A 26462-nucleotide genomic window follows, 5' to 3' on the forward strand; every position below is an offset into this window, starting at 1 on the left:
TGGTAACAATAAATTTTTTCAAAGGAGCGATCACTAATGGATGACTGTATTTTCTGTAAAATAGTAAAGGGTGAAATCCCTAGTTATACGGTATACGAAGATGATGTAGTAAAAGCGTTTCTTGATATTTCTCAAGGAACACCTGGGCATACCTTGGTCATTCCCAAGAAGCACGTTCCAGATCTCTTCGCATATGACGAGAAATTAGCCGCTGCTGTCTTTTCACGCCTGCCAAAAATTGCACGAGCAGTTAAAGCATCAAACCCTAAAATTAAGGGTCTAAATGTCTTGAATAATAACGGTAAAGTTGCCTACCAATCCGTTTTCCATTCACACATTCACTTAGTTCCTCGTTACTCCGATCATGACGACTTTAAGATGATTTTTAAGGATAATTCAGGTGAATACAATGACGCTAAATACAAAGAAATTCAAGAATCAATTAAGCGACAATTTGATAACACCAATAACTAATCATTTCCAAGAAGACTTAACTGACATTAAGTTTCTCCTCCGCTCACTTAAGCAACTATCCACCAGCACCCAGGAATTACAAAATGCTGCCAAAGGACTTGAGAAGTACGCTGACGGTGTTAACCGTCTTCGTGAACAGTGGCAATTTAAGAGTCAACCTCATCTTGAAAAGATTCAGCAAATTATTGACAAACTAAAAGAATAGCAAAGGAAGCTCATCGTATTCGGATTAACCGGATACCAAGAGCTTCCCTTTATTTTAGCTAAGATAATTTTAGTTATTAGTTAGGGATGATCCACTGTTTGATTTAGTGGTGCTTGCATTACTATTCAAGTAATCATCCATAATGTTCTTTAGATCGTTATCCTTAATTGAAACGTTCCCCTTCTTAAGGACGTTCGAAACAACCTTATGCAAGAACTTAGAATCATTCATCTTTTCTTGAACGATTTGTGTCTTCAAGTCATTAATGTGTTGACTCTTCTTCCCCTTTGCCGGGTGTTCAATCATGTAGATCACAACATAGCCGTCATCCGTCTTAACTGGCTCAGTAGTATATTCACCAGTCTTCAACTTAAATGCAGCCTTTTTGTATGCTGAGTCAACGGAGGTTGAAGTATTGTCAAATGCAGCTACCTTACCACCAGCATTCTTGGTTGAGGCATCAGTTGACTTAGACTTAACTAACTTCTTGAAAGTCTTGTAAGGGTGATCTGAGTTATTCAGCTGATCAATGATACTTTGAGCATCGTCCTTACTCCCAACAAGGATTTCAGCAGTTTGGACCTTTGGCTCGTACTTCTTCCACTGCTTATTAATTTGAGCATTAGTAATATGAGTATAACTCCGTACAGCAGCTTCCAAGCAGAGATTAGAACGAATCTGTTGTTTCAACTTTTTCTCGGTCAACCCTTGCTGTTGTAACACTGCACTAAATTGTGAACCATATTGATTCTTGTACGTGTTGTATTGGGCATTAACTTGCTTATCAGAAACCTGCTTCCCGTATTCCTTCTCTAAGACCTTATCCAAGATCATTTGTTGAAGAACTTGCTTCCCGTTAGTGGTGGTTTTCATTTCGTTATAGTACTCTTCTTGAGTAATCTTTCCTCCACTAGTAGTTGCAACGGCCTTACTTCCACAAGCTGCTAATGGAAGGACCAGAGTTGCACAGGCAATCATAGCAATTAACTTCTTAGATTTCACAAAAACACTTCCTCAATTAAATTTAATTCTCACAAAAACTTACCAATCTAATATACCACACTCAAAAAGTGATACCATGCCTTGATCCAGAATGTTTAAACGATTTTCAAACTTTATTCTTATTTAGCTGATCAAGATCGACAACTGGTGACCCCAGCTTTTTGATTTGATCGTTAGCAGTAAAGTAAATCACCTGGTTTTCCTCAGCCATCTGGTTTAGCAATTTTAACATCCGTCCCCGACGAACATTATCAAAATTAACAAAACCATCATCCACCATAACCGGTAACTTAATCTGATCACTAATTACCGTGATGAATCCCAAACGGAGAGAAATAAATAATTGTTCTGCTGTCCCAAGCGATAATTCAGCGACCTGGAAGATTTGCTGTTCACGATTTAATACACTAATTCCGTTATCATCAACGACAATTTTCTGGTAACGATCAGCGGTTAAAATTGCAAAAAACTTTTCTGCTTGCTGAAGGATCTTGGGGTAACGATCTTGAGAAGCTAATTTTAACGCCCCATTAATCCACCGAATAGCAAGCTGACTACTTAGCCATTGTTTAGTTTCATTCCAAATTACCGTCTGCAGATTTGTTAATTTCTGGTTTAATTCACTAAATGAGCCCTCTTGTACCAAGGCATTAATTTGAACATTGATTTGGGCTAATGCCGTTTCAAGCTCCGTTTGTTTTTGTTCATTAGCTGCTAAGTTCTGATGGACAAGAGAAACCTTAGTATCAAGTAAATGCTTGCTATCGTAGTGGGCTAACTGTTGACGATCACTAGTCGTTAGTTGCTGACCATAAGCTGAAGCCGTGACCTTCCTAGTTTGGTCAGCTACTTTTTGGGCCTGAAGTTGTTTGAACTCATTATCATTTTTAATTCCAAGCGACTTATATTCGGTCTCCTTAGCTTGACGACACTCGATCAACTGTTGCGTTAATTGATCATTCCGTCTTTGAATTCGGGTTAACTCCTGCTCTACATTATTCAATCGTTGTAATTGATCCTGCATCTCAACAAGCCATCGCTGATAACTGTTAATTAATTCATTAAGAGAATCGGCTGTTAAGCTAACCGGTAATTGTTGCTTAATTAACTCTAGCTGGTGATCAAAATTAGTTTTGCGCTTATCTGCTTGCTCTAGTTGAGCTCTTAAATCATGATAACGATGAAGATCCCCCTGCATCATTAACCATTTACTTGTTGGAAAAGCCGTTAAATTATGGTTCTTTCCAAATGATTGAAGTGTGGAGTTTCGTTCTTCCGTTAACTGTTTTTCGCGTTGTTGCTGTTTAAACCATAATACCCCTGCACCACCAAGAGCAATAATTCCGCAAATCCAAACCAGAGGCTGACGAAGAATCAATCCCAATATAAAAAGGACAATCCCAATTCCAGGAATAAATAAGTTTTGGCTATTGTTAGTTTGAGAGTTAGCCCTAAGTAGTCCCTCCAGTTCGCTCACTGCTCGTTCAGAAAGCGGCTCTGGTAGATTAACACTTCCGTAACGCTCCGCTAGCTGCTTAAGTTCGGTATGCCATTGTTCCTGCTGATTAACTGTTTGACCATTTTTCTGAATTTGTAAGGCCAACAACTGATCTTTTAATTGCTGATAATGTGCTTTGCGTGACCGATAATCATTTACTTCAGGATCACTCAGCTTTTTGACGACTGCTTGTTGTTCAAGCTGCTGTTGGTTAAACGACCTTAATTGAGTATTAAGTTCCCGTTCCCTACTTTGCAGTTCTTGAACCTTAATAATCTCATCATCCGTTAACCGCTCTGTAAGGGATTCCTTCTGGTGGTTTTGCCACTGGTCGTAAATTGGCCATAATCGTTGCAGCCGTTCTTCCTTTTCAACCTGATGTTTGAGTTGTGGCTGTTCCCGCTTTAGTTGTTCTAACTCAGATTGCTTTTCAACTTGTTCCTCAACTAAACGGTGGTAATCACTACTCTGCGATTGGGCTTGGTTAACCCGTTCACGAAGTTCATCATATTCCTTCAAATGACGATTTAAACTTAACTTCCGTCCACGAGGTTTATATAGGGAATCTGCTGCTTTTTCTAAGCGAGCAATTTGTTGGAGCCACTCCTGACTTCCAACCGCTCCTAATCGCTGTAAATGCTGTTCTAATTGTTCCCGATCCAATTCATCATTTAAAATATTATTTTGATTAAAACTATAAATAGCTTGATAAAGTTCACGATCTAAGGGACCAAGCAATTTAGCAAGGAAATCCTGCTTTTCCTTTTTTCCTTTTTCATTGGTAACTGTGACTTTTCCACCATTTTTCCCCTTTACGCGTTTAATAACATACTGGTGCTGATCAGCAATTACTGTTAAAGAGCCGCCATAACTCGAACCATCTTTAGGAATATATTGCTGGTATTTATTTTTTCCTCGACCATCCGCAAATCCAAATAGGATACTCAGGATAAACGCAGCTAAAGTGGTTTTTCCAGCTTCATTGGCTCCGTAGATCAGGACCGGATTGTTGGTAAAACTAAAATCCTGATCATGCCATTTTCCAAAGCCGTCAATGTGGACCTGTTTAATTTTCATCGTGATCCCCCTCACCTAATTTTTGGCTTGCTTCATAACGTAATTGTTCAACCAGTGAAGGATCTGCAAGCTGATCTGCAATAAAGCCATACTTAGCCAACTTATCAGTCAGATCAATAACAGCATCTTGATTAAAGACATCTTGAGCAGACTGGTCCCAATATTCTTGATCTAAATCGGTCATTTTCGGTAAGGCGGTCCCTTTTAAAAGATTAAGCTGGTATGGCCACCACTGATAATCGCCCTTTTCACTCAAATTTTCCTGAAGTCGTTCCAAAATTGTCCCATTAGCTAGCAATTTTTTAGTTAAAGCATTCACCTGATCAGTCAAATGAACATTAAAAGCAATCATCTTAAAACCATCTTCTGCCTCTCCCTTATGAAGAAGCATTTCAATTAATGAATCAACCGTTTGATCGTGGGTTAAATGAGCGTCAATTTCACACCATTCAATTGGTGCCACTGGCTTAAACTCTGCCGTTAACTTATCAGAATTACTTTGAACAAGATAATAGCCATGCTGACCATCCTCATTTTTATGGCGTCCCTGCGGATTACCCGGATAAACAACCAGTGGTTCCTCATTCAGGACCTGGTGCTTGTGAATATGTCCTAACGCCCAATAATCATACCTTTTCTGTAGCAGTTCAGGTAGTGTGAAGGGAGCATAGTGATCCTGATCTGGATTATTCTGTGAGATAGCACCATGAAGCATCCCAATTTGCCAATCAGCGGTTTCCTTTTCAGGAAATTTACTGACCTGGTCTTCAAACAACCAACGTTTCCCGTAACTAAATCCCGTGATTGCTACCGTCTGGTCATCAGCAAGTGTTAATGTTTTGGTTTCAACCTGGTTACCAAATACATGAACATTGTTCGGCAAGGAATCTATTTGTTCCGTTACTGGCTGATAGTCATGATTGCCATAACTCAGATAAACAGGAATCTGCTGTTTTGCTAACCGTTGACACTGGCGGACAAAGAAATCTTCTGCTTCAGCACTATGGTGATCACGATCATAAATATCACCAACAATTAAAATAAAATCAACTTGCTGATTAATTGCAGCATCAACAATCCTTTCAAATGCCGTAAACGTTGACTGATGGACTCGTTGCCAAATTTGTGCTGGCATTTCATCCAGTCCCCGAAACGGACTATCTAAATGTAAATCTGCAGTATGAATAAACTTCATTTTTTCACCCTTTGAATGGAAAAACGGGAAGAGCACTCAGACACGACCGTCATCATTCTTCTTCCCGTTATCATCTTTATAACTAAATTAACAGTTACTTGTCAGTTGGTTGTGGACCTTGTGGCATAACATCCTTGTAAATATCTTGAATAGGACTAGTGATTGTCCGGTTAAGTTGTTGAAGCATGTTGTCAACAGCTCGTTCTTGGTTCATTAAGGTTTGTACTTCAGGCTTAGAACTCATTTCCTTAGCAATGGTTTGGATTGCATTAATTTCGTCTTGAGTAAGCTTTTGACCAGTCATTTGCTTTTGTTGAGCATTTGCTTGCATTTGTTGGAACTTCTTAAAAGTTTCGAAAGTATCCTTTTGGGCCTTTAAGCTATCAAAAGCCTTCTTTAAGCCTTGATATTCTTGGGTTTCTTTTAATTGATTACTAAGTTCATTAGCGGTGTCATAAATATTAACCATTTTTGTAACCTCTTTTCATTTATTCAACAATTCGATTGTATCATACTATCAGTTAATCATCATTCTTTCAGAATAAAGAACGGACATTATTCCATAGCTGACCAGCACGATTGCCAAAGTCATTTACTGATTGATTAAACCGGTTCATCAGGTCGCCACCATTTTTCAGCAGCGATCCCCAGCCCTTACTACTCTTCCCGCTATTTGCGGTTGCTCGTGTTTGGGCATCTTGAACGTTAAATTTAGTATTTGGCGTATTCTTCAAGATCCCGCTCATTTCAGCTTTATAAAGGCTATTAACATTCTTCATTGAAATATCCTGAAGGGCATGGGATGAATTAGTATCATCGTAGCCTTCCCAGGTAGCAACCACAACATCAGGAGTATAACCAACAATCCACTTATCACGATCATCAGCACTATCACTTTTAACCGCTGATTCCGTTGTCCCTGTCTTCCCGGCCAACGTGTAACCAGCAGGCCGCGCAGATTGACCAGTTCCATGTTCAAAGACACCAATTAGCATACTCGTCATGTTTTTAGCAGTATTGGCAGTGACAACCCGCTTAGGTTTAGCCGTCTTAGCAGTAACAATCGTCTTTCCAGAAGCATCCTTGATCTTTGTAATGTAGTGGGTATCAGGCATCTTTCCCTCATTAGCAAAGGTGGCATAAGCACGAGCAATTTGTTCAGGAGAAACTCCCTTAGTCATTCCTCCTAAAGCCAGGGCAAGATTCTTATCCCCCTTTTCCACTGGTAAGCCAAATTTCTGTGCCATCCTATACCCAGTATTAACCCCAATCTTATTTAATAACCATACTGCTGGCGCATTCAGGCTTTCGTAGACTGCCTTATACATCGGAACACTTCCAGCATAAGTATCATCATAGTTTTTTGGTGTATAGTCATTGGTCCCATACGATTGTTTCTTATCCTGTAACGTAGAGTCATAGAAATAACCATGTTCTAAGGCTGGAGCATAAACAACCAGTGGTTTAATCGTTGAACCTGGTTGCCGACGCATTTGCGTTCCCCGATTGAAGCCCCGGAAAACATGCTTCCCTCGACCACCAACAATTGCGGTAACACCACCCGTCTTCGGATTCATCGCAACTGAAGCCGACTGTACCTTAGTCCCATCAACAGAATTACTAGGGAAGTTATCGTCATCTTCGTAAGTTTGTTGCATTGAGCGTTGCTGATCCTGATCCAAGGTCGTATAAATCTTATAACCATTATTCATAATTTCCTTTTCCGAAAGATGATATTTATTAATTGCCTCAGAAATTACGGCATCGAAATAGTATGGATAACGATAAGTATCCGGTGCAACATACCCGTTAGTAACTTCTAACGGCACCTTTTTATACTGATCAGCCGCCGTTTGACTTAATTGATGATTTTCAACCATTAGCTGGAGGACTAAGTTACGGCGTTGCTTGGTTGCATTTGGATGAGTAACTGGATCATAAATTCCAGGCGATGTTAACATTCCTGCCAATGTCGCAGCCTGAGGAACAGTCAGATCAGCTGCATCACAATCAAAGTATCTCTTTGCAGCATCCTGAACCCCCCAAACACCATTACCAAAATAGGCATTATTAAGATACATCGTCAGAATTTGCTTTTTACTATATTGATTTTCAACTTCAACCGCGATAAAAATTTCTCGTGCCTTCCGCGAGAATGTTTGCTGTTGGGTTAAGAAAGCATTCTTAACTAACTGTTGAGTCAAGGTACTTCCCCCACCAGAAATATAATCACGATGTAACAGCTTATTCTTGATCAACAAAAAGCCAGCCCGGCCAAGTCCCTTAACCGAAAAGCCGTGTTCATGATAGAAGTTCCGGTCTTCTGTTGAGATCACCGCTGCTGGAACATTAGCTGAAATCTTATTGAGTGATACGTATGTCCCTTTTTGTGAATATAAACTGCCGGCAGATTGATTATCATGGTCATAGATCATTGTCGGTCGCTGTAAACGATGCTCTAAGTTTTTAACATCCGCTGTCTTCGCAACAAATGTCAGGTAGGTACTAGTTACCAAAAACAATCCTAAAAAAATTACAATTAGCCACCGTGTCAGTTGATACCGGTGCCAAAATTGCTTTAACCAACGAATAAACTGCTGCCAAAGTTCATTAACAACCTCTTTTACCCGTTGCCAAAGCTGCTTTAGCCAGGCAAGCAACCGTTCCTGAAAAGGCGGCTTTTCTTCTGGTTCTCTTCTCATTTATTAATCCCCATATTTAGTAACATTAAGTCTCAATCATTTTACCATAGGAGAATTTTTCCGTAGCCGATTTTCGGCCAGCATAACTAAAATTTAAAATAATAAAAGGAAGCCGAGAAATTCTCGATTTCCTTTTACAAAAAGCTTCTCTCTTACATTTCGTCTGGAGCCTTAACATCAAGAAGAGCCAATGCAGACTTCAAAACATGACTAACAGCTTGAGTTAATGCTAACCGAGCTGGTTGTTGCGGATCATCATTTAAAATCCGGTTATGTGCATAGTATTGGTTAAACTTCTTAGCAAGTTCCAATGCATACTTTGCAACTACTGATGGGTCGTAGTTCAGCGCAGCCCGCTTTACTGCTTCACCGTATTGGCTTAAGAAGCTAATCAATTCCCAAGCACCATCGCCAACTTGAGTTAAGTCAACATCGCTAAAGTCACGAATGCCGCCCTTCCGCAGAATACTCTCAGCCCGTGCTCGTGCATATTGAACGTAAGGACCAGTTTCACCTTCAAACTTAACAACGTCTTCAAGCTTAAAGTTAACTGCATTCCGCCGGTAATTCTTCAAGTCATGGAAAATTACGGCCCCAATACCAACTTGCTTAGCAACCTCGTCAGCATTCTTTAGATCAGGGTTCTTTTCTGCAATTTGCTTCCGGGCAAGATCAACGGAATCGTTAAGAACATCTTCAAGAGAAACAACATTTCCCTTCCGTGTTGACATCTTTTGACCATTTAAGTTCATTAAGCCAAAGGAAATATGTTCAATTTGATCCCACCAGTTAAAACCAAGTTCCTTTAATGCCATCCGCAATTGCTTGAAGTAAACTTCTTGTTCAGCACCAACAACATAAAGTGACTTTGCGTGACCATACATCCGCTTCCGGAATAATGCAGTAGCTAAATCACGGGTAATGTAGGTAGTAGTTCCGTTACTCTTAATAATCAGCAATGGTGGTAAGTTGAATTGTTCAAGATCAACAATCTCAGCACCACGACTCTTCTTTAACAATCCCTTATCACGAAGAAGTTGAATTGGTTCTTCCATCTTTTGTGCTGAGAATGCTTCACCATTAAATGAATCAAACTTGACATCCAACATGTCGTAAACCCGTTGGAACCGTTCCAAAGAGATTTCCCGGAACCAGTGCCAGAGACGCCATGCTTCTTCATCACCGTGTTCGAGCTTAGCAAACCATTCCCGACCTGCATCAGTATATTCTGGATGTTCATCTGCTTCAGTGTTAATCCGAACGTAAAGGTGAAGTAGCGTATTAATTGGATCGTTCTTTAAGCCGTCTTGAACTTCTTGACTATCGCCCCACATTTCGTAGGCAGCCATCATCTTACCAAATTGAGTTCCCCAATCACCAAGGTAGTCAATCCGAATTAAGTTGTAGTTAACTTTTTCAAGGATCCGCGCAATTGCTTCACCAATCATAGTTGAACGAAGGTGACCCATCCCCATTGGCTTAGCAATATTAGGTGATGAATAATCAATTGTTACATTAGATTTGTGACCAAGATCGCTCTCACCATAGTGCTCTGGATCATTTAAAATGTTCTCTAACACACCGGCACCAACTTTGGCTTTATCAAGGAAAAAGTTAATGTATGGACCAGCTACAACAACCTTATCAAAACCAGCTTGGTCAATCTTTTCAATCAATTCACTAGCAATCATTTGTGGAGCCTTATGTAAGCTCTTAGCTAAGAAGAATGTCGGAAAGGCATAATCACCATTATTTGAATCCTTTGGTCGTTCAATCTTTTCTTCGATCTCGTTAAGCTCTAAATCTGGCAATGCAACAGCTAAGGCATTTGCTACTTGTAACTTTTCATCCATAAATTAATTCCTCCTATACAAAAAGTCCCTAGTAAACAACAAAATTTACTAGAGACGAGATTTACCCGCGGTACCACTCTAATTGAATTAGAATTCCACTCATTTATTAAGTTTTACCTATGAGACACGCCTTCATAAGGACTGGCTTCCTGACTTTCACCATCACAGGATCGCTAAGCAACCGTACCTTATTACTACTCCTCAATCATCGGTTTCTCGTCTAGTTTATCATATTCCATTTATTTGTAAACAAGATTTTTCGATTTGCTTTATTATCATCTTTCTTTTCCTTTAATATTTAGTTTTTAACAGGATTTTTATTGAATCATTATTAATCCTTTTATGTTACAATTTTCCCAACACGTTAAAGAAAGGTTGCTGATAGACATGATTAATCAACAAGTACAAGCAGTAACAATTGCCGGTCATGACTCAGACGGTAGTGCAGGAATGCCAGCTGATCTTCACGCATTTTTCATAGACGGTGTTTATGGTCATGGACTCCTTACCGCTGCCGTTTCTGGTAATTCTTACGGAATTGACGCGGCACAAATAATGCCAAAAGATTATATTGAACAGCAATTTAAAACATTATCAACTGATTTCAAGATTTCTGCTGCAAAAACGGGAATGCTTGCTAATGATGATGTAATTAACGTCGTCGCTGATCAATATGCTAAGGTTGATTTTGGCCCACTAGTGGTCGATCCTGTAATTATTACCAAACACGGAGCAATGCTTCTTGAACAATCAGCGTACGAATTATTCCGTGAACGAATTGTTCCCTTAGCCACTGTGATTACACCTAACTTCTACGAGGCACAAAAATTAACCGGGATGCGGCTGAAAAATACCCAAGAAATGTTTGATGCGGCAGTCAAGCTCCATGAGATGGGAGCCAAAAACGTTGTCATCAAGGGTGAACACAACGATCCTACTCAAAAGGAAGTAGTTGATGTCGTCCTATTAGAAGATGGCTCACGGTTTGAACTAACTAAGCCATTCTTCGATACAACCCACGTTAACGGAACTGGGGATACTTTTTCGGCTATCATTGCAGCTGAATTAGCTAAGGGAACGGGCGTGAAAAATGCTGTTATTCGTGCTAAAGATGCCGTTTTTGCTGCTATTTCCCACCCGCTTGAGGTTGGTCATAAATTTGGGCCAATTAACCACTGGGCAGCAGAACGTGAATTAAAGAAGAAGGAATTATAATGATTAATCACTATCGTCATAAAGTAGTCTTAGTTGGAGATGGGGCAGTTGGTTCTACCTTTGCATTTTCTCTTCTCCAATCAAATCGTGAAGTCGACGAATTAGTTATTGTAACTCGTCAACATGATAAGGCAGTCGGGGATGCTCTTGACCTTGCCGATATTACCCCGTTAACCGGACCCACAGACGTCTTTGCTGGTAATTATGAAGATGCTCATGACGCTGATGTCGTGGTTATTACCGCTGGTGTACCGCGAAAGCCTGGCGAAAGTCGTCTAGATCTTATTCACAAGAATGTTGAGATTCTCAAGAAAATCATTAAGCCAATTGTTGCCAGTGGCTTTAATGGGGTTTTTGTAATCTCTAGCAATCCAGTTGATCTCCTAACCACCCTAGCTCAGCAAATCTCTGGTTTCCCAAAGGATCGGGTAATTGGTACGGGAACTTCACTCGACACAATGCGGTTACGATTAATTCTTAGCCAACGATTAAACATTTCAGTTAATGCGGTCGATGTCCAAGTTCTTGGCGAACATGGTGATTCTTCATTCGTCACTTTCGATGAGGCAATGATTAATGGACAACCATTAGATAAAATTATTCAATTCACGCCGGAAGAAAAGAATGAAATTGAGGAACAGGTTCGTCGAGCTGGTGCAAAAATTATCCAGCATAAGGGAGCAACCTTCTACGGTGTTGCTAAGTGTTTATCATCAATTGTCTGTGCAATTATCGAAAACCAAAATACTGTAATTCCTGTCTCAGCTCCCCTCACTGGCCAATATGGAATTAATGATCTTTACCTTGGCTCACCTGCAATTATTAATCGCCAGGGAATCGGTCAAGTAATTGAATATCAGTTATCACCAACTGAATTAGCTAAAATGCATACCTCTGCAGAACAGCTCTCCACAGTTCTGAAAGAAATTTAGGCGGAATGAAAAAAGCAAGGAAAACAAAATGTTTTCCTTGCTTTTTCTATAAGCGGGTAACGAGAATCGAACTCGCGACGCAACCTTGGGAAGGTTAAGTTTTACCACTAAACTATACCCGCATAAACTAAGTAATAGCAATTACTTAGTAAGTATATCGCTAATCCAACTATTTGTCAGCCTTTTTTGATGATTTTTTTGTTGCCTTTGAATCAGCAGATGACTTGGAAGACTTTTCGTCATCATCTTCGTCTTCATCGTCAGCTTTTTCAGTACGTGGAACAGCCTTAATCATCTTGGCTTCACTTTGCCGAATAACAGCACGACTGTTTAATTCATTAACACCATTCTTATCGCTAGGATCAAAGTCCTGAATCGAAATCATAATAGAATTGTTGTAGACTTTTTCAACGATTCCGGTAAAGTCATGATCCATCGGGCCAAATTTCTTTGCCTTAACAAGATCACCAATTTCAAAATCAGCCACAGGCTATCACCCCTTCATTTTTCTAGTAAACACAATAATGTACAATACACTTTTTCCAGCATTTTTTCAAGTAAAGTGTCTCTCTTAAAGCCCATAAATTCTTATCAGTGATAAAATCAGATCCTGAAAGGAGTTTCCCGATGCTAAATCTTCTAATTTTATTTGCAATTGTTATTTTATTCATTTCTTCCACTGCTGGTCTCCATGCCAAAATGGAGAAGCACGTTAGTAATTGGCTAATCATTACCCGTTGTTTTTTCTTTATTCTCCTAACCTGCCAGATAATTCAACTATTCCTTACATGGAAGACTAGCCTTCTTGCTAATCTTATTTGGCTTGTCATTTCTATTGTTCTCTTTATTCTTACCGCGAATGCCTTCCGTGAAAAAATTGTAACGTTTGGCAATCCTCGTCATTCACGACTGGTTTTTGCGGGGATGATTATTAACCTTGGTCTAGCATTGATCACGATTTTCTTTTAAGAATCTAATTAGTTTTTCAGCAGCCCGTGCCCGTGTTAAGTACGGATAGCTTTCATTAAATGTCATCTGGGCTAATGTTTTAGTTGAATCACGTGGAATGAGAATTCGACTAAATCCTTCGCCATTAATTCCACGTTCAGTGCTTGCAATTTGTCCCTTTAATGTGCCATCAACCACTTTAATAATTTTTCCTTGATGAGCACACGCAATACTGGTCTGCATGATAAACGTGCGGTTCTTTCCTTGAACAAGACGAATAATGTGCTGTGCATACTGATGGGGCGTGGGATAATCTGTAAGATCACGTGCTGTCCTCACTCCAAGAATTTCGGGCCTAGCTGTAAGCAGTAGCCCTGAATCATCTGCAATAACTAATCTATCAGGAAGAAGTTTACTAATAAAGAGTGCTTTATCACTCGCATTTTTTTTCATATGACCGGTTCCCCTCTGGAGGGAATTTTATTTTAGGGAGCAAGTCCGTATATGGAATTACTTCATTATTACAAACACGAAAGCTCCGTTGAAGTTCTTCAATTTTATCGTGATTATGACTAGCAACAACAAACTGCAATTGAATCTCCTCCTAATAACGAAGCGGTGCAATTACTTTGTTAATCCATTCCATTGCCGCCTTACTATGAATATTTGTAAATGGGGCCCGTTCAATCAGATGATCATCAACATTAAATAATCGCAATTGCCCCTTAACTTTAATTGGCTTAATCCAATACGATCCATTTTTCGCAAACGGAGCGATCTTCCAAGCATAATAAGAGCCACCCTGGTCTTGCCGTTGCTCAATGCCAACAATTTTAGCAACACAGAGGGCATATCCAGGCACAAAGCCACGAATCTTTTTGGCAGTGTTGCATATCAACAGGTCTCCCCGATACTTAGTTGACCATGAACGGTATTCTTCAGTTTTTGTCCCATTCATAATATCAGCAGCGTAATCCGACCGAATCGATAAGGCTTTCATACTGACACTCCTTCCTAAAATGGCACCACCAATCCTGAAATAGTAGGATTCATAGTGTCATTTATTTAACCTAAAATATGATTAACAAACAGTAATCCCAGAATGAACACTATCCAGCGGACCACCGTTTTCACATTTTTACGCCGATTGAAACGTTTCTTATAGTCTTCAGCTGACTTAACTAACTCTGGCGAAACTTCCAAATGTTCTTCGGTGTACCCACTGATATCAAGGCTCTGTTGATGATTAAAGTCTTCTCCATTCAGGTGGAAGTGGGCACCATAAACGATGTTATAAATCTTCCACTGCGCACTTCCTTGTTTTCGTCCAAAGACAACATAATCTGTCCACTGTTGCCGTTTAAATGACGAATTAAAATCAGAGAGAACATTCACTTCACTATCAATCCCACTTACTTGGACCTTTGCAATAATTAGGTCAGGTGAAATTTTCTGAGCTGACACAACTTTTCCATGGTTAACCAGCACATCATCAATGATCCCGTTCGATGCCTTGGCAATAATTTCATCATGCATTGTTGACAGGGAAAACCGTCCCAGTTGTGATTTCAACTGATCCAAATAATTACTGCTGTCAGCAAAGCACCGACGAATCGACTGGCCATAAACAAATTGTGCCCAAGCATATGTTTCGACTAAGCTCTGTGCTAATTGATTATCAACAGCATCATTTTCTAAGCGGATCTTAGCTCTCTTGAGTCCTTGTTTAAAGTCCTTAATCTTCATATTAGGAATTAACATCCATTTGGACAAACCATTAACTTCCGTGATGTCACGAGTTCTCCGATAAAGTCGTACCACCATTTTGCTGACAGAGCTAAGAATATATAACCCACAGAAAAACAGGACGAACAAGAATGCCTTAAAACTATCTCCAGATTTATCATTTCCACTGCTTATAATACTGCTGCTTGATGAGCTTCCACCACCGCTTGATGAACCGCCCCCTCCACCAGTTGACCCCATTGAGGCAAAAGCTCCATGAAAGGTCAGCAATTTAGTAATGATAACCACCAGAGCAATTTTCCAACGTTTAAAAAAGTTGGCACGTTTCATTTTTTCCTCGCTTTGTTAATCATGCTATAATATTACTCACGGTATTGTATCATAATCTTAGAGTGATGGCCCAATCATTTTAAAGCCAAAATTTGAAATAATAATCTATCAGCAGATTAACGTAAAAAAGTAAGATTCTCTTCAACTGATAGTCTTCTTTCTGTTCATTATTAAATTTGAAAACTAGCTGTAGTAATACAGAAGTGCCCTCATAGTTGCACTATATCCAGTAAAGTATACTCTTACCTAGTAATATCAAAATAAAGCTGAGGAGCAGATTGAAAAACACCTTAAATATATAAAAAAGATCCTTGAATATACAAAAGATGTACATTCAAGGCTTCAATCGTTAATATAACAATGATTGTAGACTATACAAAATGCCCCAAACAGGATTCGAACCTGTACATGGAAACCCATACAACGACCTGAACGTTGCGCGTCTGCCAATTCCGCCACTGGGGCATCGTTATTAATGAAATAACAACAATCTTATTATACTGGAATTTTATTGAATTACAAGTCCTATTTATTTTTAATAAATTGAATCATTGTCCCATAACCAGTTAAAACTAGGAACTTGGGGGCAACCTGAACGTTAGCTACATTGGTATTAAAACGAACCCCGACAATTCCATCAGCTTTCTTTTCAGCTGCTCGTTCGCGTAATTTCTGCTGAACCTCGCTAAATAGCTGATCCAAAGATTCAAATGAGTCAATCGCATCACTTGGCAGCATTAAATGAGCTGTCGCATTAACAACTCCCAGGACTTTATGTGCCTGTGGATAATCTTCTGTTGAAAGGAACACTTCATTCACCTCCTTATTCATTATACCAAACTAACAAAAAGGCTTTAACGCTCAGCAATTCTAAACGTTAAAGCCACATTTGTGTTTATGAGGGGTCCAACCTATTAGTTCCTGTTGGCCGCTTCCTCATAATATCTACGGAAGGAATCTTGCCACTTTGCACTGGAACTTTATTACTAAATACAAACTTTTGATTCTCATCTTCCGCAAAGTCGCTTTTATTCGTTACCGTTCAAATAGTGCACCCTGGTAACCACAATTTAAATCAAGATCTTTCCGGTTACTCTTACGTTGCTTCTAGTCTACTCCTTAACTTCCTTCGACTCTATTAGAACGGGAGACTTAATGTTTTAACATCGTCTCTTTATCCTTCCTCACCAATAATATACCACCTTTAGTAACCGCTTTCAAGGATTAATTAAATAATTGTGATAGCATTAATAATATTGCGACTAAATTATTTAAACCGTGTAATAGCATTGAGTTTCGAATATCCTCACTTTCCCGGTAAATGTATGCTAAAGTCATCCCCAACATACAATACAAGAGGAAACTAATAATATTCGTGCTAACATGTCCAGCCGAAAAAACAATCCCAGATAAAATTACTTTTGGCCAGAAAGTATTGGGCTTAAAGAAAAGATTCATTAATACCCCACGAAAAATCAGCTCTTCCGCTATCGGAGTCAAAATCACCGCTGAAATTGCAAATACAATTGTTACTAATGGGTTATGGCCCAATATCGCCATTAGACTTTGATTATTCGCTGTTTCTGTCTGGTGGTAGATTAATACGTTCAGCACACCAAGAATAAATTCCCCTATTAAAATAAACAGGTACCCACCAAGGATTAACTTCCAGTTAATTCTCTTTCTAATTGGTAACTGGTTATAGCGGTGGTATGTTTGTCGAGCCCATATGATAATAAAACCGAATAATAGAAGAAAAAGGAGAACTAACCCAATGGTCTTAATGGTTACCCTGTTGCTTCGATTAGCAATTTGCATTGCAATCGGCGGTAATTCTATACACAAGAAAAAGGCTGCCATTAAACAGCAACGCTTAATAAGAGAAAAAATTTCACTCATTTTTGTTGCCCCTTTTTTTGTTCTTGAAGGCGCTTTTGTTTTCGTCGTTGGTAACTCCATTTTGCGGTTACCTTCGTTACCATCAAGTTTGCAACCACAAATCCTAAAATCCATAAAATATACATCGACCAGCCAGAAATTACTTTACTAATCGTTAATGCTACTAAAATTGCAAAAATAATTAATGGGGGTAATACTACTTTTAAGATTAATTCTGCTTTCACTCTTTAAATCCTCCATCATCTTGTTCAAAAAGTATCTCTCAGTTACATTGCATCCTAATCCTGATGGAAAACATCTTCCAAAATTTGCTTGGTTGTTGCCATTTGCGTTCCACGAGAACGGACATAATCGATCTGTGAGATAAGAATATCATAACTCCACATTGAAGACAGATCTTTCTCGTTAAAATAGTGGAGATTTAACGTAATCTCATTTAAATCGTGGATCATTCCCGAAAAGTCGTCCATCCCTTGGTATTGTTTTGTTCCAATAACCACCGGCAATTCGTTGTCAGCAGAGTCTTTTAATATGTTCATGAGGATGTTCCCGCTTGTTATTTCTGGATGTTCATCAATAAACTGTTGCACTTGCCAAATATCGAAATAGTGGTGTTCATGAGCTACCTTAGTTTTTTCAGAAACAGTTGTTAAGTAGTCGGTTTGATCATTGACAGTAATAATGCTATCAAGGCGAATTGCAATCAAACCGTTAATTTTTCCATCCCAATCAATACTAATCATCAAGCAAAAATGATTATCAATGCCCACTACAAAACCAACGTTAAAATAATCATCATTTTTGATATTATGTACTTCAATCAATTTTCCCTGCTGTTTAGCAATGGTTAATTGAATTTTAACATCCTGCTTATCTGATTCTCTCAAGTATTTGCCTCCTAATTGTCGTTTGATTAATCAAATAAAAATTTACAAAAAATAGTCTACCAAGAATCATAAGGAAAATTCAATTCTTAAGTAGGTATAAACCGATAAGTAGTTATCTCTTCATACAAAATATATCAAAAATTAAATAGGAATCCACAATATTTTGTAGTAAGATAGTGCTTGTGTTTAAAATTATAGTAAAGAGGGGCCATTATGGTGATAATTACTGCAGGAATGATTGGGGTCGGCAAAACTACCTTAACTGGTAAAATTGCAGAACATTTAAATACAAAAGCTTACTATGAACCAGTTGGTGAAAATCCAGTATTACCACTTTATTATGCAAATCCAAAACAATACGGATTCTTATTGCAAATCTACTTTCTTAACAAGCGATTTTCAATGATCAAACAAGCATTATCCGATGATAACAATGTTTTAGATCGTTCCATCTATGAAGATGCATTATTTACTCGCGAGAATAATGCAGAAGGAAACATTAGCGATACAGAATTAGAGGTCTACCTTAAATTATTAGATAACATGATGGCTGATCTTAATCGGCTACCAAAAAAAGCTCCTGACTTAATGGTTTATTCTGAAACAGATTTTGAAACAATTCTTTATCGCATTAAGAAGCGTGGTCGGGATTACGAACAAGTTGATAAGAACCCTGAGTTAAAGGATTACTATTACAAGATGTGGAATGCTTATAAGGATTGGTATCGTGATTATGATGCCAGTCCAAAGATGAAAATCGATCTAGAAAAGTACGATCTAGAGGATCCACAAAATGTCAAAACTGTTCTTAGTATGATTGATGACCGATTAAAAGATATTCGCAACTAATAAAAGCTTTATTAATCAGTATAGCGATAGCTTAGCTAAAGTTGATCCATTCAGTGAATTAACTTGGGTTAAGCTATTTTTGTATCTAATGTTTACTGGAATAATGAATAACATCCTGTAAATTGGACATTCTCAACTCCCCCTTCTCTAACTCACAAGAAGCTTCTTTAAACCAGTAAGCGCTCCAGCCGATGCGGCACCACCAACAACTGAAACAACTGGTGAAAACTTTTTGTGTTTTGGAGATGTTTGTTGGTGAAGTTCTCTCAAATGAGATCTTCGTGGCATTTTATATTGCCGACTATTTATAATTTGACTTTGAGTATTTCCATCTTTTTTCGGGTCGTCATACCTTGTTAGTTGATAACTATCAATAATCTGATTCAGCTTCTTATCATAATCAGGATCTGTCGCATAACGGCCGACAAGGGCATGGGTTGCTTCACGGTAGCTTTTTACCACCGAACGATGTACTTCCCTATATAAGGGTTGCTGGAGCGTTTTAGCATAGTCCTGTAAGGATTGCTTGGTACTAGTATACGAACGAAAAATGTCCTGAACCTGCGTTGATTGAGAACCAACAAATTCTGTCGTTGGCTTTAATACGCCACGCCCATTATATTTTCCTTTTACACCAAATAAATTATGGTGCGGTGCTAGACTAAGATCGCTCGTTCCCCAATTGCTCTCTAATGCTGCTTGGGCAATGATAATGGATGGGTATAGATCATAATTTTTACCAATTTGTCGTGCATCATCAGCAATCTGATTAATAAAGCGTGCTTGGTTTGGTAATGGCTGCTTCGGTAAATACCTTTTTTGATCAACTAATTGGTCAGAGAAGGTATTTTCTTTTGCTCCCGTTTTTTCCTGAGTCTGTGCTTTTGCCTTTTCAATTCCTCGTTGGTAAGCAGCTTGTTCTACGTGATCACCAAACGCATGGGTTCTTCCCTCCTCCTGATCCGCTATTCCTAACTGAAATGCTTGACGATATTTCTGTGTTGCATTATGGAACTGAAGTAAGAATTCACGTGTATACTCATCACCGTGACTTCGTAGCACTTGTGCGTCTACCACTTCTTGGTTAATCACTGCAACTTCAGCAGCATTTCGTGCGTCATCCTGTTGACTGGCAAGAGCAGGTAACGCTGTATTAAGTGAAACTAGCATTACAACTGTTCCTAAAATCACATTATCATTCATTTCTTATGTCACTCCCTTATTAGTCCTCTAAATAATCAATACGGAATAAATTTAACTTTACATTTTTAAATTCAGAAGTTATTTGAGCACATATAAATCTCCATTAAATAATAAAGGATTAGTAATGTTTCTTTATCGAACATCACTAATCCTTTATATCCTCATACTAGTAAATTATTACTGGTTCATTAACTTCAAGGCTATTATATGCCCCAGCAGCGTCGCTTGGATGCATATTAGCACAACCATTTGAACCGTCATTTAGGTAAGCCGTTTTAGACCAATTATGCCGCCATGAAGCATCATGAAAGCCACAACCACTATCGGTAAATTGAGCCCAGTATTGAACCTTACTGCTGTATTTAGAACCATTATCGCTCGTCCCCTTTAGAACTGAAGGAGATTGCTTATACATGATATACCAGACTCCCTTAGGTGTTTGGTCAGCCTTATTACTCATCTTTCCAGTAACAACGTCTACATCGTCTACACACTTACCATTTTTGTAGAACCAGGCATGCTGATCGGCAATTGAAATAACAGCATAGGTATTACCAATTCCACCATTTTCTGTTACCCCATAACCAGTCCCGCGACGATTATAGCCAATTCCATAAATATCTGCCTTAGCATCTACAGAAGATTTGCCAGTTGCAATTGCGTTAGCTAAAGATTTGCCGGCACGCTCAGCACTTATCTTCCATCCGTAACTACCATCCCTTGTAGTAGTTATCTCCTTACCATCAGGAGTCTTGAATTTAAATGCTTTACCTAACGTTGCTTGCTTTTTATTAATCTGCTTAATCTTCTTATCTATAACAGACGTATTAAAGTGATATTGGCCATCTTTATAGGTAGCACTCGTAATCACGTCACCCGTTGTTAAGTGATAAGTCTGCTTTTCAACTTTATAGCTAACCTTTTTTCCGATTAACTTTTGCAATTGTTTCTTTTCGTTTTGCACAGTTTTGCTATCTGGTGAAAGTGGTTGTTGTTGCTTAGCGGTAAGATAAATCTTACTGTTGGTTGCTTGAGAACTTAATTGGTGAAGAATCCGTTGCTCATCAATCTTTGTTCCCTTTTGTCCCTTATGAACTGTCACCTTGTCGTCACGAAGTTCAGCGTAAGCATCTACTGGCGCCTGTCTGCCTCGATTTTCTCGTTGAAGAATTGACTGGACAGTTGCTTTCTTTGTTTCGTACTGACTGAGATCCTGCTTGCCGGGCTTTAACTCTAGAGAGTAGGGCTTTCGAGAAGGGAAGAATGTAAACTGTTTGTGAAAGACATTCTTTACCTTAGCTTCATCTGCTGATGTAAATACATAATCAGTATCGGATCCGTCATAAATTAAATGACCATTTAGGTAAACCTGATTACTATTTTTCGTTGTCTTAACCTTTTCCAGGGCTTGCTTAGTAGTCAGACCACCAACGTTAATTCCATTAATAGTAACATTCTTGTTAAAGTGGTGTGCCTGATGCCACCAATTAATTCCAAGAACAATGACTAATAACGCAATAATCACTAATAACCAGTGCTTTAATTGAAAACGCATTGAAAATACTCCTCACGTCGAATCAGTAATAGCAAAGTATCGACTGTCATATTTTACCACGATCTAGTAAAATTAGCATATTTTATCGAACATACGTTACTAAATTATTACTTTTACTATAAAAGAAAAGCCCTTGAATTTGGGTAACTCCAAACTTCAAGAACTTTTTAATCAATAATTAAATTTCAGGATAGCTGCTTTCCTTAATATCTAATTTCTGATTGTTTAAGTCGGTTTTAACTACCGTCACATCACAAGGGGCAATCCGAACAGTGTAGGCTGCAGTCGAACCAACAATCAATCGGCCAATTGCGTTTAAGCCGGTGGCACCAATTACAATTAAATCAATCTCGTTGTCCTTTGGGTACTTTTCAGCTAATTCTACCTTAGCATTACCAATTTCAACATCGGTATGAACTTCTTTTACCCCAGCATCCTCAGCCTTTTGCTTATTTTCAGCTAACCGTTTGTTCATCTCTTGAATAGCAGAATCATAAATGCTCTTATCAACAAAGCCAAACCCACTTGGACTTGTTGTTGGATAGCGTTCACCATTAATTACACTAAGTAAGTACAATGCTGCATCGTTTTGCTTTGCAATATCAACAGCCTTTGAAAAGGCCATTTCTGATTGCTTTGAACCGTCAATTCCGACAAGGATCTTTTGATAACTCATATTGACACCTCCAGAAATTCTTCTACCTTTAACCTTATTTTACCATATTGCTTTAGTGGCGATTAATCTGTTACCAGGTTATTAATTGCTTGCATGTAAATTGCCATTGAAGTAATTAAATCGTTAACAGGCTGAAATTCATTTGCTTGATGCATTGTATTTGGTGTATTAGGCATAAGAGCACCAAAAGCAACGCCACGCTTCATTAGCCGGCCATAAGTTCCGCCACCAACTACTTCAGGCTTAGCATTTTGGTCACCACTAATATCAATATATGCTTCCATTAATGTCTTAACAATTGGATCATCAGGATCAACATAGTGTGGTAGTTGGCCGTCACCTTGATTAACAGTGATGGCTAGTGACTTGGTTATCTTTTCAACCTTGGCTTGAATTTCATCTGGAGTAATTCCCTTTGGATAGCGGAAATTCATGTTAATTTTACCGCCATTCTCTTCATCATAATTTAAAATTCCAGCGTTCATCGTTAATTCACCCATTACATCATCGGTAAATGAACAGTCAAACTTCTCCATTCTCGTATCAAGGTGAAGATACTTAGCAAGAAAACTAATGAAACTAGCAGCACCACCAGAAAAATCATACTTATTCAGGAAGGTAGCCAGATATGTCCCAGCATTAATTCCCTTTTCCGGCTCCATCCCATGAGCGGCCTTACCAATCACAGTCAATTTTAAGCCATCCATTGTTTCCTCGACCTTGCCAGTTACTGGATTGTTTTCGATAAACTGTCCAAATTCGCTTGTTACCTGTTCCTTATCTGGTACTGTAATTTCAGCAACTGCTTCACGAGGAACCATGTTGAACCGCAAGCCAGATTGGAAACTCTTAAGTTGAGCTTTGCCGCTATTACCTGCTGGAACGTCAAGGAGCAACGAGAATTGACCCTTTTCACCGTTAATTACTGGAAATTCTGCATCCGGTGAGAAGCCCATTGTCGGTGCCGGTTCAACTTCAAAGTAGCGGTGCATCCCCGTCCAATTACTTTCCTCGTCCGTTCCCACAATAAAGCGGACCTTCTTATTAAACTTAACTCCCTGATCTTTCAAATATTTAAGAGCGTAGTAGCAAGCCATTCCAGGCCCCTTATCGTCAGAAGCGCCCCGAGCATATAAATTACCGTCCTTAATAACGGGATCAAACGGATCAGTATCCCAACCCTTTCCAGCAGGCATCACATCAAGGTGAGCCAGAATTGCTAAGGTTTCATCACCCTCACCCCATTCTGCATATCCTACAAGATTATCAATATTCTTCGTTCGGAAGCCACCTTGCTTTGCCATCTTCAAAAATTCTTGCAGGGCTTTTGCTGGCATCGGTCCTAATGGATATTCATCCGTAGCTGCACTATCATCACGAACACTTGGAATCTTCAACAGGTTAGTTAAATCCTTAAGGTAACTTTTTTCCTGACTTTGTGCTGCTTTCATCCAATCCGTCATTTTATCAACCTCCGTTAATCTTTTCGTTAAAATAATGATACCATGAAAGTAGTAGTTTTCAGCTTGAAAGTACTTGATACAAAGGAGCATTAAAATGAAAAAATTAACTGATCAAATTCTTTTTGATGTTATTAAGCCACGTCCTAACGATAGTTTTAAGGGAACATACGGAAAGGTAACCCTAGTTGGTGGTAACCGCAACTTTGGTGGGGCAATTATTATGGCATCCACTGCCGCTGTTTGCTCGGGTGCTGGATTAGTTACGACTGCTACTGATCCAAGTAATTCAGGAGCCCTCCATTCGCAACTTCCCGAAGCGATGTTTGCTGATTTTAATAATGCTGATCAACTAGCATCCTTAGTTGAACCTGCTACAACGGTGGTCGTTGGTCCAGGTCTTGGGGATGACCAAACTAGTCTAGCCATTCTTAAAAATGTTTTTGAACACACTAACGAAAAGCAAAACGTTGTTATTGACGGTTCAGCAATTACCCTAATGGCCCGAGAAGACCTCGCTCAACCAAAGGGTAATATTATTTACACTCCACACCAAATGGAATGGCAGCGCCTTTCAGGAATTAAAATTGCTGATCAAAGTGAAGAACGAAATCGGGAAGCACAAGCAAAGTTAAATGCTACCGTTGTTCTTAAAAAGCACCATACAGAGATTTACACTAACGATGATGTCTACCAATTAACAATTGGCACTCCTGCTCAAGCCGTTGGCGGAATGGGTGATACGCTTGCCGGAATGGTTGGTGGCTTCACTGCTGAATTCTCTAAGACTCCATTAAAGGCAGTTTTGGCAGCCGTCTACGCTCATAGCGCAGTTGCAGAACAGCTTGCCAAAAATCAATACATTGTTCTTCCGCATCAAATCAGTCGGTCCCTACCATCATTTATGAAAAAAATGGAAAGCGGCCAAACCGAGCACCAAATTGGTTTCCTGAACTAATCGCTTTTACAATTGAATTTAAAAACTGAAGAGGGTGAGAAAAAAGCTAAACTTTTTTCTCACCCTCTTCAGTTTTAGATTAATTCATATGGAATATTTGTCGTAATCTTTGTGCTCGACCGCCAAGCAACTTATCTGCAAGACGGAAATGGAGTGATAGGTAACCATAGACACCTGCACCAACAATAACGCCAATTACTAGAATGAAGAAGGCAGTATAACGCCCATAAGGACTAATAAATAAGCCTAGCAAAAGCATTATACCCTTAGTAATCACTAACATAACAAGTGAATATGCCAAAATTTGGTTGGTTGGCAATGCCATTTGTTCAAAGTTTAACCGGAATTCCTGGTTAAATGAATGAATAATAAGGTAATTAATAACCATCATCGCAATCCCTGTAGACAACAGTGGCCCTAATCCCTGAGCGATCCAAATACATGGGAATTGAATTAGCAGTTTGATTATTAATCCAATCCCCAAATACTTCATCATTCGGCGGTTCTCAGAAATTCCCTGCATCATTGCAGCTGCCACCGTATAAAGTCCAAGGGGAATTGCCATAAATGCTGCAAACTCAAGAACGATTACCCCAGCATGATTGTAACGGTAAAAGACCGTGTATACCTGCTGAGCAACTGCATACAAACCAAGAACTGCCGGGATCATGACAAAATAGAAGAGCATCAGAACGTTCTCAATTTGGTTTCTCATCCCCGTTTGATCATTTTTTGCCCGGGCCATTGCCAACAACGGAATTGCAGTAACCGCTAAAGCATTCGCTAAAGCAATAATAATCATATAAAGCTTATTAGCATTAAATGCGAACAAGGCATACAAAACATCAATCTGGTACTTGGTAAAATGCCCTACCAATGGCATCATTCGTTTAAAGCTGTACTGATCAATTAATTGGAAAAGGTTAATTCCTGATTCAATAATGATAAATGGGATTGATTGGTAAACAATCTTCAGAATTAATTCAGTTGTCGAGACTTCCGTAACTGGCTGTTCAATCGTCCCCGTTCCCTGCATAACTCCTCGATACTTTAGCCATGCTAAACAGAGAACAACACAGGCCCCAATCGCTCCAATAAATGCCGCAAAAGTTGATTGGCTGACGGCACTGACCCAACTACCCTTTTGGATTTTCATGATCAGGTAAGTAGCCCCTAACATGTAAATTATCCGAAAAAGTTGTTCCACAAACTGTGAAATTGCAGATGGTGCCATCATGCTGTAACCCTGGAAAATCCCGCGACTAATTGCCATTAACGGAATAATAAAGATTGCCCAGGCTAACGACCGTAATACCGGGATTAAATTAGTATCGCCATTATAAACGATCGGCCATGAAGCGATATACATCATGACGGTTCCACAAATAACTCCCGACGCAAGCGCCATATACAGCGCAGAACGATTCAACTTCTGGCTAACCCCGTACTCGTTTAACCCATTATAGTGAGCAACAAGTTTCGAGATCGCCGAGGGAATCCCTGCAGTTGAAATGGTAATAAAGAGACTATAGATATTATATCCTTGAGCATACAAGGCATTGGCCTCATCACTATAAGCCCCTAGCCAGGTAACCCAGGGAATAATATAAATAGCCCCAAGAATGCGCGAAGTAATATTCCCCGCCGTCATCCATGCTGAGCCATTCAGCATTTTTGAACGAGCAGTATCTTTTTGCTGTCCTTCACTCATAACTCTTAAATCCTACCTTTTACTTTTTAAAATCAATACTAATCATTCTATCCTTAATAGAGCATCGTCGCAAATTATTTTAAAAAA

General features: G+C 39.1%; 26 protein-coding genes and 2 tRNA genes. 7 read left to right on the forward strand and 21 right to left on the reverse strand.

Annotated elements, in window-relative coordinates:
* The first annotated feature begins 36 nt into the window (after nt 1-36).
* Both N4627_RS06420 and N4627_RS06425 read left to right on the forward strand, forming a co-directional pair.
* Nucleotides 37-474, forward strand: a complete 438-nt coding sequence (locus tag N4627_RS06420) for an HIT family protein (protein ID WP_003717256.1) — start codon at nt 37-39, stop codon at nt 472-474.
* On the forward strand, nt 455-679 hold the full coding sequence (locus tag N4627_RS06425; protein WP_003717255.1) for a hypothetical protein: 225 nt from the start codon (nt 455-457) through the stop codon (nt 677-679). Before N4627_RS06420 ends, N4627_RS06425 begins: the two co-directional genes overlap by 20 nt.
* Before the next feature lie 69 nt (nt 680-748).
* Here N4627_RS06425 and N4627_RS06430 read toward each other — a convergent pair whose 3' ends face one another.
* From N4627_RS06430 to argS, 6 genes are all read right to left on the reverse strand, one after another.
* Nucleotides 749-1681: a peptidylprolyl isomerase gene (locus N4627_RS06430; protein WP_003717254.1), complete on the reverse strand. Its 933-nt coding sequence runs from the start codon at nt 1679-1681 to the stop codon at nt 749-751.
* A gap of 106 nt (nt 1682-1787) precedes the next feature.
* Entirely contained in the window at nt 1788-4256 is a 2469-nt protein-coding gene (locus N4627_RS06435) for an ATP-binding protein (protein WP_003717253.1), read from the reverse strand.
* A complete protein-coding gene (locus tag N4627_RS06440; protein WP_260964335.1) occupies nt 4246-5451 on the reverse strand; it encodes a metallophosphoesterase family protein in 1206 nt (401 codons plus the stop codon). Before N4627_RS06440 ends, N4627_RS06435 begins: the two co-directional genes overlap by 11 nt.
* A gap of 94 nt (nt 5452-5545) precedes the next feature.
* Entirely contained in the window at nt 5546-5920 is a 375-nt protein-coding gene (locus tag N4627_RS06445; protein ID WP_003717251.1) for a YlbF family regulator, read from the reverse strand.
* Nucleotides 5921-5987: 67 nt separating this feature from the next.
* Nucleotides 5988-8153 (reverse strand): PBP1A family penicillin-binding protein, encoded by a 2166-nt coding sequence (locus tag N4627_RS06450; protein WP_003717250.1) that lies wholly within the window; start codon nt 8151-8153, stop codon nt 5988-5990.
* A 152-nt stretch (nt 8154-8305) separates the two neighbouring features.
* Nucleotides 8306-10006 (reverse strand): arginine--tRNA ligase, encoded by a 1701-nt coding sequence (argS, locus tag N4627_RS06455; RefSeq protein ID WP_098044760.1) that lies wholly within the window; start codon nt 10004-10006, stop codon nt 8306-8308.
* A 387-nt stretch (nt 10007-10393) separates the two neighbouring features.
* Between argS and thiD the strand changes: the two genes are divergently transcribed.
* Together thiD and N4627_RS06465 are read left to right on the forward strand one after the other, a co-directional pair.
* Nucleotides 10394-11221: a bifunctional hydroxymethylpyrimidine kinase/phosphomethylpyrimidine kinase gene (gene thiD, locus N4627_RS06460; protein WP_098044761.1), complete on the forward strand. Its 828-nt coding sequence runs from the start codon at nt 10394-10396 to the stop codon at nt 11219-11221.
* Entirely contained in the window at nt 11221-12153 is a 933-nt protein-coding gene (locus tag N4627_RS06465) for an L-lactate dehydrogenase (protein ID WP_260964339.1), read from the forward strand. Before thiD ends, N4627_RS06465 begins: the two co-directional genes overlap by 1 nt.
* Before the next feature lie 51 nt (nt 12154-12204).
* Here the strand turns inward: N4627_RS06465 and N4627_RS06470 are convergent.
* Both N4627_RS06470 and N4627_RS06475 read right to left on the reverse strand, forming a co-directional pair.
* A tRNA-Gly gene (locus N4627_RS06470) sits at nt 12205-12275 on the reverse strand.
* A gap of 47 nt (nt 12276-12322) precedes the next feature.
* Nucleotides 12323-12640 carry a hypothetical protein gene (locus tag N4627_RS06475; RefSeq protein ID WP_003717246.1) on the reverse strand — a complete coding sequence of 106 codons (318 nt, stop codon included), beginning with the start codon at nt 12638-12640 and terminating at the stop codon, nt 12323-12325.
* A 140-nt stretch (nt 12641-12780) separates the two neighbouring features.
* Between N4627_RS06475 and N4627_RS06480 the strand changes: the two genes are divergently transcribed.
* Nucleotides 12781-13122, forward strand: coding sequence for a hypothetical protein (locus N4627_RS06480; RefSeq protein WP_003717245.1), 342 nt, complete (start codon nt 12781-12783; stop codon nt 13120-13122).
* Here N4627_RS06480 and N4627_RS06485 read toward each other — a convergent pair.
* The 8 genes from N4627_RS06485 to N4627_RS06520 all read right to left on the reverse strand — a co-directional run bounded on the left by N4627_RS06485 (nt 13096) and on the right by N4627_RS06520 (nt 17963).
* Nucleotides 13096-13554: a non-canonical purine NTP pyrophosphatase gene (locus N4627_RS06485; RefSeq protein ID WP_260964341.1), complete on the reverse strand. Its 459-nt coding sequence runs from the start codon at nt 13552-13554 to the stop codon at nt 13096-13098. The two genes, N4627_RS06480 and N4627_RS06485, sit on opposite strands and share 27 nt — an antisense overlap.
* Before the next feature lie 151 nt (nt 13555-13705).
* Complete coding sequence (locus N4627_RS06490; protein ID WP_003717243.1) at nt 13706-14101, reverse strand: ASCH domain-containing protein; 396 nt, start codon at nt 14099-14101, stop codon at nt 13706-13708.
* Between the two features lie 65 nt (nt 14102-14166).
* On the reverse strand, nt 14167-15177 hold the full coding sequence (locus N4627_RS06495; protein WP_098044763.1) for a hypothetical protein: 1011 nt from the start codon (nt 15175-15177) through the stop codon (nt 14167-14169).
* A 381-nt stretch (nt 15178-15558) separates the two neighbouring features.
* Nucleotides 15559-15642: transfer RNA gene (locus tag N4627_RS06500), tRNA-Leu, on the reverse strand.
* A gap of 60 nt (nt 15643-15702) precedes the next feature.
* Nucleotides 15703-15987: a hypothetical protein gene (locus N4627_RS06505; protein ID WP_040531364.1), complete on the reverse strand. Its 285-nt coding sequence runs from the start codon at nt 15985-15987 to the stop codon at nt 15703-15705.
* A gap of 414 nt (nt 15988-16401) precedes the next feature.
* Complete coding sequence (locus N4627_RS06510) at nt 16402-17076, reverse strand: CPBP family intramembrane glutamic endopeptidase (RefSeq protein ID WP_199160699.1); 675 nt, start codon at nt 17074-17076, stop codon at nt 16402-16404.
* On the reverse strand, nt 17073-17300 hold the full coding sequence (locus tag N4627_RS06515; protein WP_040531362.1) for a hypothetical protein: 228 nt from the start codon (nt 17298-17300) through the stop codon (nt 17073-17075). The genes N4627_RS06510 and N4627_RS06515 overlap by 4 nt, the downstream gene beginning before the upstream one ends.
* Before the next feature lie 54 nt (nt 17301-17354).
* Nucleotides 17355-17963 (reverse strand): hypothetical protein, encoded by a 609-nt coding sequence (locus tag N4627_RS06520; protein ID WP_003717239.1) that lies wholly within the window; start codon nt 17961-17963, stop codon nt 17355-17357.
* A gap of 213 nt (nt 17964-18176) precedes the next feature.
* Between N4627_RS06520 and N4627_RS06525 the strand changes: the two genes are divergently transcribed.
* Nucleotides 18177-18812: a deoxynucleoside kinase gene (locus N4627_RS06525; protein WP_003717238.1), complete on the forward strand. Its 636-nt coding sequence runs from the start codon at nt 18177-18179 to the stop codon at nt 18810-18812.
* 147 nt (nt 18813-18959) lie between these two features.
* Here the strand turns inward: N4627_RS06525 and N4627_RS06530 are convergent, their stop codons facing one another.
* From N4627_RS06530 to pepV, 4 genes are all read right to left on the reverse strand, one after another.
* Nucleotides 18960-20015, reverse strand: a complete 1056-nt coding sequence (locus N4627_RS06530; RefSeq protein ID WP_098044765.1) for a glycoside hydrolase family 73 protein — start codon at nt 20013-20015, stop codon at nt 18960-18962.
* 166 nt (nt 20016-20181) lie between these two features.
* Nucleotides 20182-21570, reverse strand: a complete 1389-nt coding sequence (locus N4627_RS06535; RefSeq protein WP_098044766.1) for a L,D-transpeptidase — start codon at nt 21568-21570, stop codon at nt 20182-20184.
* 178 nt (nt 21571-21748) lie between these two features.
* Nucleotides 21749-22246: a universal stress protein gene (locus N4627_RS06540; protein WP_098044767.1), complete on the reverse strand. Its 498-nt coding sequence runs from the start codon at nt 22244-22246 to the stop codon at nt 21749-21751.
* Nucleotides 22247-22308: 62 nt separating this feature from the next.
* Nucleotides 22309-23709 carry a dipeptidase PepV gene (gene pepV, locus N4627_RS06545; protein ID WP_260965084.1) on the reverse strand — a complete coding sequence of 467 codons (1401 nt, stop codon included), beginning with the start codon at nt 23707-23709 and terminating at the stop codon, nt 22309-22311.
* Between the two features lie 94 nt (nt 23710-23803).
* Between pepV and N4627_RS06550 the strand changes: the two genes are divergently transcribed.
* Complete coding sequence (locus tag N4627_RS06550; RefSeq protein WP_098044769.1) at nt 23804-24664, forward strand: NAD(P)H-hydrate dehydratase; 861 nt, start codon at nt 23804-23806, stop codon at nt 24662-24664.
* Between the two features lie 79 nt (nt 24665-24743).
* Here the strand turns inward: N4627_RS06550 and N4627_RS06555 are convergent, their stop codons facing one another.
* Nucleotides 24744-26375: a putative polysaccharide biosynthesis protein gene (locus N4627_RS06555; RefSeq protein WP_098044770.1), complete on the reverse strand. Its 1632-nt coding sequence runs from the start codon at nt 26373-26375 to the stop codon at nt 24744-24746.
* Nucleotides 26376-26462 lie beyond the last annotated feature (87 nt).

It is taken from the genome of Limosilactobacillus vaginalis (genome assembly GCF_025311515.1).
In the GTDB taxonomy this organism is placed as follows: Bacteria; Bacillota; Bacilli; order Lactobacillales; family Lactobacillaceae; genus Limosilactobacillus; species Limosilactobacillus vaginalis.

What these genes read in the sequence shown, in the direction of transcription:
- N4627_RS06420 (WP_003717256.1), top strand. Translation starts at nt 37, where the DNA reads ATGGATGACTGTATTTTCTGTAAAATAGTAAAGGGTGAAATCCCTAGT.
- N4627_RS06435 (WP_003717253.1), bottom strand. Translation starts at nt 4,256, where the DNA reads ATGAAAATTAAACAGGTCCACATTGACGGCTTTGGAAAATGGCATGAT.
- N4627_RS06440 (WP_260964335.1), bottom strand. Translation starts at nt 5,451, where the DNA reads ATGAAGTTTATTCATACTGCAGATTTACATTTAGATAGTCCGTTTCGG.
- N4627_RS06445 (WP_003717251.1), bottom strand. Translation starts at nt 5,920, where the DNA reads ATGGTTAATATTTATGACACCGCTAATGAACTTAGTAATCAATTAAAA.
- N4627_RS06450 (WP_003717250.1), bottom strand. Translation starts at nt 8,153, where the DNA reads ATGAGAAGAGAACCAGAAGAAAAGCCGCCTTTTCAGGAACGGTTGCTT.
- argS (WP_098044760.1), bottom strand. Translation starts at nt 10,006, where the DNA reads ATGGATGAAAAGTTACAAGTAGCAAATGCCTTAGCTGTTGCATTGCCA.
- thiD (WP_098044761.1), top strand. Translation starts at nt 10,394, where the DNA reads ATGATTAATCAACAAGTACAAGCAGTAACAATTGCCGGTCATGACTCA.
- N4627_RS06465 (WP_260964339.1), top strand. Translation starts at nt 11,221, where the DNA reads ATGATTAATCACTATCGTCATAAAGTAGTCTTAGTTGGAGATGGGGCA.
- N4627_RS06480 (WP_003717245.1), top strand. Translation starts at nt 12,781, where the DNA reads ATGCTAAATCTTCTAATTTTATTTGCAATTGTTATTTTATTCATTTCT.
- N4627_RS06485 (WP_260964341.1), bottom strand. Translation starts at nt 13,554, where the DNA reads ATGAAAAAAAATGCGAGTGATAAAGCACTCTTTATTAGTAAACTTCTT.
- N4627_RS06490 (WP_003717243.1), bottom strand. Translation starts at nt 14,101, where the DNA reads ATGAAAGCCTTATCGATTCGGTCGGATTACGCTGCTGATATTATGAAT.
- N4627_RS06495 (WP_098044763.1), bottom strand. Translation starts at nt 15,177, where the DNA reads ATGAAACGTGCCAACTTTTTTAAACGTTGGAAAATTGCTCTGGTGGTT.
- N4627_RS06510 (WP_199160699.1), bottom strand. Translation starts at nt 17,076, where the DNA reads ATGAGTGAAATTTTTTCTCTTATTAAGCGTTGCTGTTTAATGGCAGCC.
- N4627_RS06525 (WP_003717238.1), top strand. Translation starts at nt 18,177, where the DNA reads ATGGTGATAATTACTGCAGGAATGATTGGGGTCGGCAAAACTACCTTA.
- N4627_RS06530 (WP_098044765.1), bottom strand. Translation starts at nt 20,015, where the DNA reads ATGAATGATAATGTGATTTTAGGAACAGTTGTAATGCTAGTTTCACTT.
- N4627_RS06535 (WP_098044766.1), bottom strand. Translation starts at nt 21,570, where the DNA reads ATGCGTTTTCAATTAAAGCACTGGTTATTAGTGATTATTGCGTTATTA.
- N4627_RS06540 (WP_098044767.1), bottom strand. Translation starts at nt 22,246, where the DNA reads ATGAGTTATCAAAAGATCCTTGTCGGAATTGACGGTTCAAAGCAATCA.
- pepV (WP_260965084.1), bottom strand. Translation starts at nt 23,709, where the DNA reads ATGACGGATTGGATGAAAGCAGCACAAAGTCAGGAAAAAAGTTACCTT.
- N4627_RS06550 (WP_098044769.1), top strand. Translation starts at nt 23,804, where the DNA reads ATGAAAAAATTAACTGATCAAATTCTTTTTGATGTTATTAAGCCACGT.
- N4627_RS06555 (WP_098044770.1), bottom strand. Translation starts at nt 26,375, where the DNA reads ATGAGTGAAGGACAGCAAAAAGATACTGCTCGTTCAAAAATGCTGAAT.